The sequence below is a fragment of the Sphingomonas sp. SORGH_AS_0879 genome (assembly GCF_030819175.1).
In the GTDB taxonomy this organism is placed as follows: domain Bacteria; phylum Pseudomonadota; class Alphaproteobacteria; order Sphingomonadales; family Sphingomonadaceae; genus Sphingomonas.
Map to the genome: position 1 here is coordinate 2,611,319 of NZ_JAUTBJ010000002.1, position 14,825 is coordinate 2,626,143.

The 14,825-nt window shown below is 66.9% G+C and carries 7 protein-coding genes; 3 read left to right on the forward strand and 4 right to left on the reverse strand.

Annotated elements, in window-relative coordinates:
• Positions 1-23: 23 nt before the first annotated feature.
• Positions 24-1,610, reverse strand: a complete 1,587-nt coding sequence (locus QE379_RS12935; RefSeq protein ID WP_307001011.1) for an amidohydrolase family protein — start codon at positions 1,608-1,610, stop codon at positions 24-26.
• Positions 1,607-3,943 (reverse strand): penicillin acylase family protein, encoded by a 2,337-nt coding sequence (locus QE379_RS12940; protein WP_307001012.1) that lies wholly within the window; start codon positions 3,941-3,943, stop codon positions 1,607-1,609. Before QE379_RS12940 ends, QE379_RS12935 begins: the two co-directional genes overlap by 4 nt.
• Positions 3,944-4,218: 275 nt before the next feature.
• On the opposite strand from QE379_RS12940, the gene QE379_RS12945 reads away from it, so the two are divergent.
• The 3 genes from QE379_RS12945 to QE379_RS12955 all read left to right on the forward strand — a co-directional run bounded on the left by QE379_RS12945 (position 4,219) and on the right by QE379_RS12955 (position 10,714).
• Complete coding sequence (locus tag QE379_RS12945) at positions 4,219-7,170, forward strand: TonB-dependent siderophore receptor (RefSeq protein ID WP_307001013.1); 2,952 nt, start codon at positions 4,219-4,221, stop codon at positions 7,168-7,170.
• A 92-nt stretch (positions 7,171-7,262) separates the two neighbouring features.
• The gene (locus QE379_RS12950; protein ID WP_307001014.1) at positions 7,263-9,527 is read left to right on the forward strand and encodes a penicillin acylase family protein; all 2,265 of its coding nucleotides are present in this window, start codon (positions 7,263-7,265) and stop codon (positions 9,525-9,527) included.
• Positions 9,524-10,714, forward strand: coding sequence for a serine hydrolase (locus QE379_RS12955; protein WP_307001015.1), 1,191 nt, complete (start codon positions 9,524-9,526; stop codon positions 10,712-10,714). Before QE379_RS12950 ends, QE379_RS12955 begins: the two co-directional genes overlap by 4 nt.
• A gap of 726 nt (positions 10,715-11,440) precedes the next feature.
• Here QE379_RS12955 and ligD read toward each other — a convergent pair.
• Complete coding sequence (ligD, locus tag QE379_RS12960) at positions 11,441-13,903, reverse strand: DNA ligase D (protein WP_373461784.1); 2,463 nt, start codon at positions 13,901-13,903, stop codon at positions 11,441-11,443.
• A complete protein-coding gene (locus QE379_RS12965) occupies positions 13,881-14,771 on the reverse strand; it encodes a Ku protein (protein WP_307001018.1) in 891 nt (296 codons plus the stop codon). The genes ligD and QE379_RS12965 overlap by 23 nt, the downstream gene beginning before the upstream one ends.
• Between the last annotated feature and the right edge of the window lie 54 nt (positions 14,772-14,825).

A 14,825-nucleotide genomic window follows, 5' to 3' on the forward strand; every position in this document is an offset into this window, starting at 1 on the left:
GCATCGCCGCCTATAACGTCCGGCTATTGGCCGCAGCCGCCGGGCCGGGGCCGCAGCAGCGCCCGGCCCGCTGCAACGCCCGTCGCCGCCCCATCGGACAGCGCCCGTCGCCCGTTGACGAACAGCGCGCTCACCCCGACGCTGGGCACCCGCGGATGCATATAGTCGGCGCGCGGCGCATATGTCTGGGGATCGAGCACCACGACGTCGGCATAATAGCCGGGCCGGAGATATCCGCGCTGCGCGATGCGGTACATGTCCGCCGTGGCGCCGGTCGACCGGCGGATAAATTGCGACAAGGTGATCACCTTCCGCTCTACGACATAGGTGCGATAGAGTTGCGGGAAGGTCGCATATTGGCGCGGATGGCCGTCCGATCCGTCCGACGAGGTCACCACCCAGGGCTGTTTCATGATGAGGTCGACGTCGCGATCCACCATGTTGAAGCTGGCCACGTCGCTGCCCGCCGGGCCGGTGCGCGCCGCATTGGGCACGCGCAGGTTACGGATCGCCGCATCGATCGGCGAGAGCCCCCACTGTGCCGCCATCGCGGCAAGCGTCTTGCCGCTCCAGGGCTGGCCCTGCGCGGTGAGCAGCAGCGAGTCCGCCCCGCCACGCCGACGCAGATTCTCCGCCATCTCGGTCTTCAGCCGCGCGAGTGCGGCCGGATCGTCGAACCGCGCGAGCAACCTGGCATAGCCGCCGTCCATCGCCCAACCCGGCACCAGCGCGGCATCGACGCTCGATCCCGAGGCGAGCCAGGGATATTGGTCGGCGGTCACGACCTGACCGGTGCGGCGGGCCGCCTCGATCGTGGCGATCAGCGCGGGCGCCTGGCCCTGCACATCGACGCCCAGCGCCTTCAGATGGGCGAAATGGACCGGCGTGCCCGCGATGCGCCCGATCTCGATCGCTTCCCGTGTCGAGGCGAGGAGGCCGATCGAATAATGGGCCTCGTCGCGCTGGTGCGTGTCGTACAGGCCGCCGCGCTTGCCCGCCTCGCTGGCGACCGCCGCCACCTCGTCCGTTTTGGCGAAGCTTTGCGGCGGATAGAACAGGCCGGTGGACAGGCCATAGGCGCCCTCGCACATCGCGCGGGCCGCAAGCCGCTTTTCCTCCGCCAGTTCGGCGGGCGTGGGCGCGCGGGCATCCTGGCCCAGCACATGCTCGCGGATCGCGCCGAAGCCGACGAACGGCACCACGTTGGTGCCGATCCCGCTCGCCTCCAGCGCCTTCGAGTCCTTCGCCACCTCGAACGTGCCATAGCCATCGACACCGATCACCACGGTCGAGACGCCCTGCGCCAGCCAGGGGAGATTGAGCCGCGCCTTCGGATCGACCGAGCGGATATAGCTGTCCGGATGGGTATGCGCGTCGATCAGGCCCGGCGCGACGATCTTCCCCCGCGCGTCGACCACCGTGCCAGCCCGCGTGCCCCGCGTGCGCCCGACATAGACGATGCGATCGCCCGACAGTTCGACATCGCCGATGAAGGGCGGCGTCTCCGCTCCCGTATAAATGGTGCCGCCCCGGATCACGACATCGACGCGCGGTGCGGTCGACGCCGTGGCGGCGCACCAGACCAGGGCCATCAGGGTGAGGCGCTTCATGAAATGCTCCTTTCGGGTTGCAGGCGAGTGATGGTGGTCGCGACGGCATCGACCGCCGATCGGCTGAACGGCATGGGCTGCATCGTGCCGACGCTCCAGGCCCCGACCTGATCCTGCCGGTGCGGCGAGCGCGGATCGTTCGACTGACCCGGCAGGTTGAGCATCAGCGACCGGTCCCAGTCGCCGACGTCGATCACCTCCAGATAGCTCGCCCCGCCGCCGACCCGCCAGTCCGGCCCGTCGCCCAGCCAGCGCGCCATCACCGTAAAGCCGTCGCCGCCCGAGCCCCCTGCATCGATCGCGGGAAAGGCTGCCGCGATCGCCGGAATCCGCGCAAGCGGATGGGTGATGCGGACACGGTGCAGCGCTTCCCACCGCCAACCTGTCGGATCGGGCCCCAGCAGCCTGGCGGCTTCCGTCCAGCCCATGGCGAGCGACTGGTCGATCAGGTCGGGCCGATCGGCGGCGACGCGCAACAGCTCGGGGGGCTCGATCGCGGGGATCAGGTCGCGCGCGCTTTCCGGGACGAGCGCGGCGACCATCCGCGCGTTCAGCTCGCGCAACACCACCTCGTACAGTGCCGCCGCACCGCTCGCCCCGTCGATCCGCGCATCCCAGCGCGACAGCATCGCGACCGCCGCCCTGGCTTCGGGTGAGGGCTGGCGCGGCAGCATCGCCTGGAAACGCCGGGCGAGCGACGACAGCGTATCGTGCTGGAGCGCCACGCTGTCGGCCAGGCTGTGCCGCGTCTGTTTCGAGAGTGTCTCGGCGATGCGGTCATAGCGGGCGGGATCGCGGAACGAGAAGGCCGGGCTCCGTTCGACCGGCCAGCCGGGCGGCAGGTTGTTCTGGTTGGCGGAGGCGAACCAGCCCTTGGCGGGATCGAACTCGCCGGGCAAGGCGCGGAAATCACGCATACCCACCCAGTCATAGCGGCCATCGCCCGGCACCGGCAGCAGCCCCTTGCCGCGCTTGCGCTCCGGCCAGAAGCCGATGGCCTGCCACGCATGATGGCCGCGCACATCGGCATAATGGAAATTGGTGGGCGACGGGTGCAGCCTGAACGCCTCGCGCAACCCCGCCCAGTCCTGCGCGAGGTTGATCGCCACCATGGAGAACGCTCCCGATCCGCCCGGCTGCATCCCGACCGAGGCGATCGCGGTCGCGCGCGAACGGGCCGGATCGTGCGACACCACCGGCCCCTGCACAGAATAACGAAGCATGGCGCGATACGGCGGCGCATCCTTCACGGGAATGTCGACCACCTGCTGCTCGAACCGCTTCCAGCCGCCGTCATGGCGGTAGCGCTCCGGGTCGTCCGGATGGAGGTCCAGCACGAACAGGTCTTCCTGGTCGATGTGGAAATTGGTGCGGCCGAAGGCGAAGCGATCGGTATGCCCCTGCATGATACCCGCCAGCCCCGGTGCCCCGCCGCCGATCACGTCGAGGCCCGGCGCGGTGAGATGGGCGACATGACGCGGGCCGAACCCGCCAATGCCCAGATGCGGATCATTCGCCAGGATCGGACGCCCGGTCGCGGTGCGGCTGCCCGCCACCGTCCAGGCGTTCGACCCGGCATTGGCGGCGCTCAACATCTCGTCCCGGTCGCGGGTCCGCGTCCCCGGCCCGAACGGCAAGGGCCCCAACTGCAAAACGCCCATATCCGCCTCGCTGACCTGCGCCGGATTCAACCCCTCCGGCACGGTCATGGCGGTCGCAGGGCGCAAAGGTGCCACCAGCCGGTCGAGATCGAGCCGCCCCATCGCCGCCAGCATGGCACGGCGGATCTCGTCATCGACATTGCCGACCGAGCCGCTGCGCGCCAGCACCAGATCACGCAGTTCCCAACGCAGCGGCAGCACGCCCAGGATGCGATATTCCAGCGGCAGCAGGGTCGGATCGCGCTCGACCTCGGCGATCCGGGCATTGATCCCCGCGACATAGCCGCGCACGCAGTCCAGCACCGGCGACGGCACGTGCGCCAGTTCGGCCTCAAGGTCGCCGCGATAATGGAACAGCCGCGCCTTGGCGTCGTGCACCGCGAACGCCGCGCCGAACGCCTCGGCCATCCGCCCCATTTCCCGTCGATGGGCGAAGTCGATCTGGAACAGCCGGTCGCGCGCGACGACATAGCCCTGACCGAAAAAGGCGTCCGCCTTGGTCAGCGCGCGGATATGTGGGACACCCCAGCGATCATCGACGATCTCGATCGGCCGCGACAGTCCGGGAACCGTCGTATGGGTGGTCGGCGTGATCGCCTGGGCGATCCCCCGCCACGGCGCGAGCGCGCCCAACGCCGTGGCGCCGAGCAGGAATGTACGGCGAGAGACCATGGTTTCCCCTTCTCGAACCACCCCGTGGCGCGCCGCCGCAACGTCGTTGGCGTCCAAGACGACAGGGCGGCCGGTCCCGAAGCATAGGGCTGCGAGGCAGGCGTGCAATGCCACCATAATCCAATGCTATGGCCCACCCAACGATCGGTAGTCGGTCGACCCTTGACCCGGGTTACGTCTCGCCTGCACCATCCCGGATGCACGGATCAGCGATAAGACCATGACCGTCCGCAGGGAGATCACGCTCCGAAGATCGTGAATATGGGGGATTGCAGATGACCGACGGATCTTGGCTCCGGCTGATCAGGGCCGGTACGGGCCTGACAGCCTTGTCGATGGCGCTCGCCGCCCCCGCCTGGGCCCAGACGACGCCCGCCGCCGATATGACCCCGCCTCCACCGGCGACGGGTGGCACGGACATCGACCCGGACGACGTCACCGTCACCGGCACCCGGATCATCCGCAACGGATTCCAGTCGCCGACGCCGCTGACCGTGGCGACGCAGGAGGACATCCTCAACACCTCCCCGACCAACAACATCGCCGACTTCGTCAACCAGTTGCCCGCGCTGGCGGGGTCCACCCGCCCCTCCAATTCGCGCCTGGCGATCAGTTCCGGCCTGGCGGGCATCAACGCACTCAACCTGCGCGGGCTGGGCGAGATTCGCACGCTGGTGCTGCTCGACGGACGGCGGACGGTTTCGTCGAGCGTCACCGGGCTGGTCGACGTCAACACCTTTCCCCAGGCCCTGGTGAAGAGCGTCGAGATCGTCACCGGCGGCGCCTCCGCCGCCTATGGATCGGACGCGGTCGCCGGTGTCGTCAACTTCGTGCTCGACAAGAAATATCAGGGCATCAAGATCCTGGCCGACAACGGCATCACCGAACGGGGTGACGGGGCCAATTACTCGTTCAGCGCCGCCGTCGGCACCGCCTTTGGCAGCGACGATCGCGGGCACCTGCTGCTGAGCGGCGAATGGGCGCATCGCGACGGCATCTTCCGGGTCGATCGCGACTGGAACGCGCGCGGCGTCGTCCGCATCACCAATCCCAACTACACCAACACCAATGGCCAGCCGCAATATCTGATCCGCCAGCCGGTCGGCGTCGCCAACACCACGCCGGGCGGCATCATCCTCAATTCCAGCGGTGGCGTCGCGAACCGGCTTCGCGGCATCTATTTCGGGCAGGGTGGCGCGGCGAGCCAGTTCCAATATGGCGCGCTCAGCTTCCCCGCGCCGGGCGGATCGACCGCCCCCTCGCTGACCCAGGGCGGCGACTGGCGCGTCAATGACCAGGGCCGCAATATCGGCCTGGATGCGGACGACGACCGCCGGGGCGCGTTCGGCCGGTTGAGCTACGAGGTCGCGACCGGCGTGACGCTGTTCGCCGAGGCATCCTATAACTGGCAAAAGACGCTGTTCAACGCCGGGCCGCAATCGACGACCGGCATCACGCTGACGGCGGCCAACCCGTATCTCCAGGCCGCGCTCGCCAATGCGGTGTCCGCCGGGCTCATCACCCCGGCGGAGCGCTCCGCCGTCACCTCGGTCACGGTCGGCAGCACCGCCGTCGACCTGCCCTATCGAAAGAACAACAGCAGCCGCGACGTGCAACGCTATGCCATCGGCGGCGAGGGCGAGTTCCAGGCATTCGGTCGCAAGGCCTTCTGGAACGTCTATGGCCAATATGGCGAGACGAACGCGCATGAGCAACTGCGCGACATCATGAACACCGCCAACATGGCCAATGCGACCGATGCGGTCGCGGCGCCAGCCGGCAATGCGCTGGGGGTGGCGGCGGGCACGATCGTGTGCCGATCCTCGCTAACCGCGCCAACCAATGGCTGCGTGCCGCTCAACCGGCTGGGCATCGGCGTCGCCAATGCGGCCGCGATCGACTATGTGCTGGGCGATCCTTACCGCGACCAGAAACTGAAGCAGACGGTCGCTGGGGCCAATCTGTCGATGACCCCCTTCGCCACGTGGGCGGGTGACGTCAGCGTCGCGGTGGGCGGCGAATATCGCCGCGAGTCGGTGTCGGGCTTCGTGCCCAGCCAGTTCCAGACCGGCTGGTCGGTGGGCAATTTCCTGCCCACCTTCGGCAGCTATCACGTCAAGGAGGCCTATCTCGAAACGGCGGTTCCGCTGGGCCTGGGCCTCGAATTCAACGGGGCGGTTCGCGGGACCGATTATTCGACCTCGGGCTACGTCACGACATGGAAGGTCGGCGCGACGTGGCAGCCCATCCCCGACATCCGCTTCCGCGCCACACGCTCACGCGACATCCGCGCGCCCAATCTCAGCGAGCTGTACGCGTCCGGTACGTCGCGGACCAACACGCTGACCGATCCGGCGACCGGACGGACGACCGTCACCTTCCGCGAGATCACGACCGGCAACCCCAATCTGCGCCCCGAAAAGGCCGATTCGATCTCGATCGGCGTCGTGCTCCAGCCCCGCTTCCTGCCCGGCTTCTCGGCATCCGTCGACGGCTTCGACATCAAGCTGAAGGACGCGATCGGGCAGTTCTTCGCCCAGGACATCATCAATCGCTGCTATGAGGGGCGCAGGGACTTCTGCGCCGCCTATGGCCCCGATCCAACGGGCGATCGCGAGCTATTCTTCCGCGCCAGCCCGTTCAACTTCGCCCGCCAATGGGTGCGTGGCATCGACTTCGACGCCAGCTACCGGGTGCCGCTCAGCGAAATCTTCGATCGAGCCCCCGGAGCGGTGACGCTGCACGGCCTCGCGACGCGCTATATCCACAACATCACCGACAGCGGCGTGCCCAATGTGGTGCCGATCGACATCGTCGGCCAGTTGAGCGGCACCAGCCCGCCCGAATGGATCTATCGCTTCAACCTGGGCTATGAGAACGACCGCGTCTCGGTCACCGGCACGGCGCGCGGAGTGAGCAGCGGCACCTATGGCAACAATTACATCGTCTGCGACGGCAATTGCCCGACCGGACGCCCCGCCGCGACCGTGTCGCAGTTCCCGACGATCGACAACAACGCCATCTCGGGCGTGATGTATCTCGACCTGAACCTGACCGCCAAGATCGAAACCCGTGGCGGCGGGCGGGCCGAGGTTTTCCTGAACGTCACCAATTTGCTGGATCGCGATCCCATCCTGCTGCCGGAAACCGGGCTTGCGGCCAACAGCACCTATTCGGACCTGCTCGGCCGCGCCTTCCGGGTCGGCGTCCGGTTCCAGACACGCTGAACCGGCGCGGCGGCGATGAGATATACGCGCGATCATCGCCGCCGCCTCTCGGCACCGTTCCACAGTCCCACGCCGCCAGGGAGGTAAGCGGCGTGGCACGCGGCCCGGTGACCATCGCAGACGACGAATGGGGCGTGCCACATATTCGCGCATCCTCCATTCCCGATGCCTATTTCGGTCAAGGTTATGTCGTCGCCCGCGACCGGTTGTTCCAGATCGATCTCCAGATGCGGCGCGACCTCGGCCGGCTGGCGGAGGCTTTCGGTGCCCGGTTCGTACCCCATGACCATGCCGCGCGCCTGCTCCTCTATCGCGGCGACGTCGCCGCCGAACTGGCGGGGCTTCCCGCCGATGTGGTCGCCTGCGCCCGGGCCTATGTCGATGGGATCAACGCCCGCATCGCAGAGCTGGAGGCCGATCCCTCGCTCTTGCCCCCCGAATATGGCGTATTGAAGCTGCGACCGCTGCGCTGGGACATCGCCGATCTGGTCCGCATCCGCAGCGGCGACATGGGCGGCGTCACCGACGAAATCCGTCGAGCCCGGCTCGCGGCGCTCGGCCTGCTCGACCTCGACGCGCTGGTCGCGCCGCTGGCCGGGGACTGGACGCCGCAGCTACCTGAAGGACTTGATCCGGCCGCCATCTCGCAGGCCGATCTGGGTATCCTCGGCGAGACCGAGGGGCCCCTACCCTGGACCGATGCGTCGTTCGCAGGTTACGATCCGGTCGAGGACCGTCTCGACCGCGAAGCCCATGGCAGCAACGCCTGGACGATCTCCGCCGCACGCTCGGCCACCGGTCGCCCGATCCTGGCGAACGACCCGCATCTCGGCATCGGCGGCTTCTCGCCGCGCCACCTCGCTCATCTCACCGCGCCCGGCTTCGACGTGATCGGCGCCGGAAGCCCTGGCATGCCCGGCATCATGCAGGGCCATACCGACTATTATGCGTTCGGGCGGACCAACTCTCATATCGACCAGGAGGATCTCTACGTTCTGGAACTCGATCCGAACGATCCCGAAACCTATCGCCATCAGGGGCAATGGAAACGGTTCGCGCGGACGTCCGAGGCGATCCGCGTGAAGGACGCCGACGATGTGGCGGTGACGCTCCGCCATGCCGAACACGGCCCCGTGCTGCTGCACGATCCGTCCCGCCTGCGTGCCACGGCGCTGGCGTCGGTCTCGCTGCGTCCCGGCGCCAACATGACCTTCGCCATCATCGCGCTCAACCTGGCGCGGAACTGGGACGAACTCGCCAAGGCGGCGCGGCTGCACGTCGCACCGACCAATCTCCATTATGCCGATGTCGACGGCAATATCGGCTGGCGGCTGCTCGGCCATGTTCCGGTCCGCCCACGGCATGACGGGCTGTTGCCGGTGCCGGGCGACGGAGGCTATGACTGGCAGGGCATCGTTCCGACCGAGCAGATGCCGATGCTTCTCAATCCGGAGCAAGGATGGTTCGCCTCGGCCAACCAGTTCAACCTTCCGCCGCAATGGTCGTCGGCCAAGGGGATGACGAGCTTCACCTGGAACGCGCCCTATCGCTACGATCGGATCGCGCAGGCACTGGGCGAAGCAGGCAGCCATAGCTTGTCCGACAGCGTGGCATTGCAGCATGACGATCTGTCCCTCCCCGCGCTGGCGCTTCTGCCGCTGCTCCCGAAGGGGCTCAACGGCATGGCGGCAAAGGCGGCGGCCATGCTGCGCGACTGGGATGCCCGGCTGGGCGCGGACAGCGCACCCGCCGCGCTGTTCGAGATGCTGTGGATCGAACTCGGCAAGGCCTGCCTCGCCGCCATCGTGCCCGACACGGCGCGCGATCTGGTGACGTCGATCGATCCACGGCCGATGCTTGCGCTCCTCACTCGCCCCGACGAGCGGCTCGGTGCCGAGCCGGAGGCCGCACGCGATGCCCTTCTCGCAAGCGCGCTCGATCGGGCCTGGGAGGCCGCAGTGGAGACGTTCGGCGCCGATCCGGCCCTCTGGCGCTGGGGCGATGCTCACCGCGTCGTCCTTCGCCATCCCCTGTCGGGCTGGCCGGGGATCGACGGCGGGCTGCCCGCAATCGAGGGCGGGCGATCCGGGGGCGATGCCTTCACGGTGATGGCGCGCGGCTATGTCGCGGCCCGAGACTATCATGTCAGCCACGGCGCGAGCTTCCTGATGGTCTGCGATGTCGGCGATTGGGACAAAAGCGTGGTCCTCTTCCTGCCCGGCCAGTCGATCGACCCGCGCTCCCCGCATTATCGCGACGGCTATGCGACATGGCTGGCGGGGCAGGCCCGCCCCTTTCCCTTTGGCAGAGAGGCGGTCGACGCGCATATTCGCCACATGACCGAGCTTCACCCATGACGATCGACCGGCGGCGCTTCGTACAGGGGATGACCGTGGCGGCGATGTTCGCCCCCTCGGCCGCTACCGGGGCGCCGACGCCACGCTTCGCCGTCGCCTTTGACGAGATACGATCCTGGGTCGGCAAGGCCTTTCCCGGCGCGGTCGTCGCGATCGGCACCCATGGCAGGCTGGTGGCACTGCGAAGCGTCGGACGGATGTCGTCCGCGCCCGATGCACCGCCGATGCCCCGCAACGCGATCTTCGATCTCGCCTCGCTCACCAAGGTCGTCGGCACGACGACTGCGGCCGAGTTGCTCTACGATCGGGGGTTGCTCGATCTCGATCGCCCGGTGATCGCCTATCTCCCGGCTTTCGCCGCCACGCCCGGGCATGAGCGGATCACCATACGGCACCTGCTCAGCCATAGTTCGGGCCTGTTCACCACCGATCTCCTCTGGCAGCACAGCCGCGACCGGCAGGAACTGCTCGCCCTGATCGACCATATGCCGGTCGCGTGGCCACCCGGCTCGCGCTACCAGTATCGCGACGAAAACATGATCGTGATGGGGGAAATCGTCGAGCGCCTGTCTGGCAAGCCGCTCGACCGGTTCTTGCACGACACTGCATTCGGGCCGCTGGGGATGAAGGATACCGGCTTCAACCCGCCCGCCAGCCGGTTGGAAAGGATTGCACCGACCGAGCAGGACGATGTGTTCCGCCACCGGCTGATCCGGGGCGTGGTGCATGACGAGAACGCCTATGTGCTGGGCGGTGTTGCCGGACATGCCGGGCTCTTTTCGACCGCGCGGGACCTGGCCAAGCTGGCGGAACTCTATCTTCGTGGCGGCAAAGGGTTGCTGAAGCCATCCAGCATCGCCGCCTTTACCACACGCCAGGCCGAACCGCCGGGCACGTCGCGCGCGCTCGGGTGGGACATGCCCGACGCATCCGGCAGCTTTGCCGGTCCACGCGCCTCCCCCGACGCGCTGATCCATACCGGCTTCACCGGCACGTCCCTCTATATCGACCGCCAGCGTGACGCCTTCATCGTCCTCCTGACCAATCGCGTAAATCCCACCCGCGACAACAAGCGCATCGGTGAAGCCCGGATCGCGATCCACACCGCGATATTGGCGGCGATCGACGGCCTTCCCTTGGACAGACAGCCGCGCCCGGACCGGATACGTTCGCAACGGCGGCGATAGAGCCCGTCGTGCAGGAAACGATAGACCACACGCTCGGGGATCAGCATGTTTGCCAGGCCCTGGGCGAGACGAAACACACGCAGCAGCCCCATGAAGCGCTCACCCGCGACGATGTAACCGACACCGATCTCCGGCGAGAGGGTCTGGGAAAAGCCGCCGATGTGGATCACATGTTCCAGTTGATCGAGCAGGATCAGCGGCACCGCAGGGCGACCAGCGGTCACTGGCGCCAGATCGGCGTAACTGGCGTCGTCGACCAGCCTAATATCGAACTCGGCCGCGATCTCCACCAGCTTCCGCGCCTTGTGCAACGAGATGCTGGTGCCCGTCGAGTTCTGAAGCATGGATGACAACAGGAACATCGTGGATCGGTGGCGCTCGCACATCAGGCGCGGCACCTCCAGGTTCGGACCGTCCGCCTCACGCGGGATGCGATAGATTTCCGCGCCTTGCGCCAGCAACACCGCAACACCGCAACATGGGCGAAGGACGACGGGTCCTCGATCAGGACCGGCGTCCGATACCGCACGAACGAGCGGACGAACAGGGTCAGGCCAGCGACGCAGCCGGGAGCCGTCATGATCGAATTGATCGGCGCATCGTCGGCCACTTCCTGACCCCGATGGGCGCAGACCGCCTCGCGGCGTCAGCCTATCCTAGCAGCACCACTCGATCGGACGGGGTCATGCATCGCTCCGCACGCAAGCCGTTTGATACACCCGGAACCTAGACATCCGGCAATGTCTGACGAGCCATTCCCCATCCGGCCAGCGCGGCGCTGGCGGCACGGCGCAGAAGCATGTCCGTATCGCGCAGCGTCCATACTCCGGCCGTCTCGATCTCTCGCAACTCGGTCCATGACACTGGTGCAGCGACCGGGGCATTGTCCCGCGCGCGTACAGAATAGGGCATGACCGCGGTGCTGCCGCGCTGGTTACGGAGCCAATCGATGAAGATGCGCCCGGATCGCTTCGACTTGGCCATGCTTGCCACGAAACGCTCGGGATCGGCCGCGGCGAGCGCCTTTGCGAACCGCTCGGCGAAGCTCTTCACCTCGGGCCATGTCGCCTTGGGCGTGAGCGGAACGATGACGTGGATGCCCTTGCCCCCGGACAGCATGGGAAAGCTGGTCAGGCCCAGCTCGGCCAGTTGCTCCTTAAGACGTTCCGCCGCGCGCCTGGTTTCGGTGAAAGCCAGTCCTTCGTCGGGGTCCAGATCGAACACCATGCGGTCCGGCGTCTCGACCTGCGACACCCTCGAACCCCAGCCGTGGAATTCGATCGCCCCCATCTGCACGCAGGCGATCACCCCATCGATATCGTCGACATAGAGATAATCGTCGGCGTCGCCGTCCTTGTCCTGGATCGACACGCGGCGGACATGGTCGCCGAAGCTGCCGGCGTCATGCTTCTGGAAGAAGCATTTCCGCCCCCGCCCCTGCGGGCAGCGGACCAGGCTGACGGGGCGGTCGCGCATGAACGGCAGCATCACGGGAGCGATCGTCGCATAATAGTCCGCGAGATCGCCCTTGCTGATGCCCGTTTCGGGAAAGACGACCCGGCCGCGATGCGTGATGGCCACGCCGGTCTCAGACGTGGGAGATGGGTCGGGGGCCGTCGCGCCCCGGCGGCCGGTCAGCCCGATGAAACTGGCATGGCGCAGTAATCCATCCGGGGTCATCTCCGCATAGGCGATGTCGGCCGATAGGCTGGGCGTCACCCAGTGAGCGCCCTTCACCGCCGCCCTGGGCGCGACCACGGTCGGCGTCTTCCGCTCGATACGCTCCAGTTTGAGGCGGAGCGCTTCCATCGTCGCCAGATCGAACCCGGTACCGACCTTGCCCGCAAAGACGTAGCCGTCCGGCCCCTCTCGCCCCAGCAGCAGCGATTTGAAGCCACGGCGCTTGTCCGATGGCAGCCAGCCCACGATCGCATAGGCATCCCGCTTGACGCATTTGACCTTGACCCAGGCACGCGTGCGGCCGGAGCGATAGGGCGCATCCGCGCGCTTCGACACCACGCCTTCCAACCCGTCGCGGCACATCTGATCCAACAGCGCCTCTCCCTGGCCGATCACATGTTCGGAAAAGCGGATGTCGGCGGGCGCATCGGCCAGCAGCGAGCGTAGCCGTTCCTTCCGCTCCAGCGTCGGAAGCGCGGTCAGATCCTCGCCATCCTGCTCCAGCAGGTCGAACGCGATCAGCACGGTCTCGCCACCCTCCCCGATCGCGTTCTTCAGCGTCGAGAAGTCGGGCCGACCGTCCTTGAACGCCACCGCCTCGCCATCGATCAGCGCGGTGCCGGTCAACCGGACTGCGGCATGGGCGATGTCGGGAAACTTGTCGGTCCAGTCGAGGCCCGTGCGGGTGAATATCCTCGCTCGGCCATCGGCAATTGCCACCAGCACGCGATAGCCGTCGAACTTGATCTCATGCAGCCATGCGGTGCCGGTGGGGACGGTGTCTTGTAGGGTGCATAGCTGGGGCTTGCGAAACGACGGCAATGTCGGCTTGCCCCGGCGCGTGCGCGGTGGCGAGGCGCGACCGGCCGCCGCGACCTTCCTTTTGGATGAGCGTGCGGGTCGTCCGTCTGCGATCTCCGCCATCGTTCGTCCGGTGGCGACACTGGTCAGCGCCTCTTCGACCAGCACGTCGGTGCCCCCGGCCTCCGCATCCCGCACCTTGCGCAACAACCAGTTCTCGCGCCGCTCCTTGCCGCGCGGCTTCAGGCGGATCAGCATCCATTCGCCCCGCATCCGCTCCCCATGCAGCACGAAGTGGAGGTGGCCAGCGTCGATGTCCGACGCGGACTTGCCCGCGACCGGCGACCAGGTGCCGCGATCCCATAACATCACCGTGCCGCCGCCATATTCGCCGGCGGGGATCGTACCCTCGAAGGTCGCATAGGACAGCGGATGATCCTCCGTGCGGACCGCCAGCCGCTTTTCGGCGGGATCGAGGCTGGGGCCGCGCGTCACCGCCCAACTCTTCAGCACGCCATCCATTTCCAGTCGCAAGTCCCAGTGCAACCGGGTGGCGTCATGCTTCTGGACCATGAAGAGGTTGCCATGCCCGGGCTCGAGCGTCCCGGCGGGCTCGGCGGTACGGGCGAAGTCCCGCTTGGCGTTGTAGGTCGCAAGCAGGGGCGACTCCGCCTTGGCCGCGCGCTTAGGCACGTTTCTTCGCCACATGTTTGCTCGACTTGCCGGACGCCGGCTTCTTCGCAACCGGTTTCTTCTGGGCCGGTTTCTTCGCCGATGACGCGCCGCCCTTGCCGCCCATCGACTGACGCAGAGCCGCCATCAGGTCGACGACATTGCTGCCCTTGGTCGCCTTGTCCTCCCCGTCATCCTCGATGATCTTCTTGCCCCTGGCCTTGCGCTTGCGTTCGATCAGGTCGCGAAGCGCATCGACATAGCGGTCATGATATTCCTGCGGGTGAAACGGCCCGCTCTTTCGATCGATCAGCGCCTCCGCCAGTTCCAACAACTCGCCTTCGGGCTCGTCATCGGGGATCTCCCGGAAATAGCCCTGAGCCTTCTCCATTTCGTCGGCGTAGCGCAACGTTTCCAGAACCATGCCCCGCCCCGATGGCTTCAGGCTTACCACATATTCACGACCCCTGAGCGCCAGTTGCCCCAGCCCGACCTTGCGGGTTCGCTTCAGGGCCTCGCGCAGCACGATGAACGCCTCGTTCGCCAGATCATCGGCTGGCACCACGAAGAAGGGCTTCTCATAATAGAGCACGTCGACCGCGTCCACGTCGACGAATTGCGTCAGCTCCAGCGTCTTCTTGCTCTCCAGCTTGACCGCATCGATCTCGTCCTGTTCCAACAGCACATATTCGCCTTTGGCTACCTCATAGCCCTTCATGATCTCGTCTTTGTCCACGGGTCCGATGCCGGTCACCACCTTCTCGTAATGGATCGGTTTGCCGCTGGGTTCGTGGATTTGCTTGAACGAGACGGTCGCACCCGAGCGGGTCGCGGAGTAGATTTCCACCGGGATCGAGACCAAGGCGAGCTTGATCTGTCCCTGCCAGTAAGCGCGTGCGGCCATGCCGGTTCTCCTTGCCCCCGTGCAACGCACGACAGGCTGTGGGAGTTCGCCCGG

What these genes read in the sequence shown, in the direction of transcription:
- QE379_RS12965 (WP_307001018.1), bottom strand. Translation starts at nt 14,771, where the DNA reads ATGGCCGCACGCGCTTACTGGCAGGGACAGATCAAGCTCGCCTTGGTC.
- QE379_RS12940 (WP_307001012.1), bottom strand. Translation starts at nt 3,943, where the DNA reads ATGGTCTCTCGCCGTACATTCCTGCTCGGCGCCACGGCGTTGGGCGCG.
- QE379_RS12935 (WP_307001011.1), bottom strand. Translation starts at nt 1,610, where the DNA reads ATGAAGCGCCTCACCCTGATGGCCCTGGTCTGGTGCGCCGCCACGGCG.
- QE379_RS12945 (WP_307001013.1), top strand. Translation starts at nt 4,219, where the DNA reads ATGACCGACGGATCTTGGCTCCGGCTGATCAGGGCCGGTACGGGCCTG.
- ligD (WP_373461784.1), bottom strand. Translation starts at nt 13,903, where the DNA reads ATGTGGCGAAGAAACGTGCCTAAGCGCGCGGCCAAGGCGGAGTCGCCC.
- QE379_RS12955 (WP_307001015.1), top strand. Translation starts at nt 9,524, where the DNA reads ATGACGATCGACCGGCGGCGCTTCGTACAGGGGATGACCGTGGCGGCG.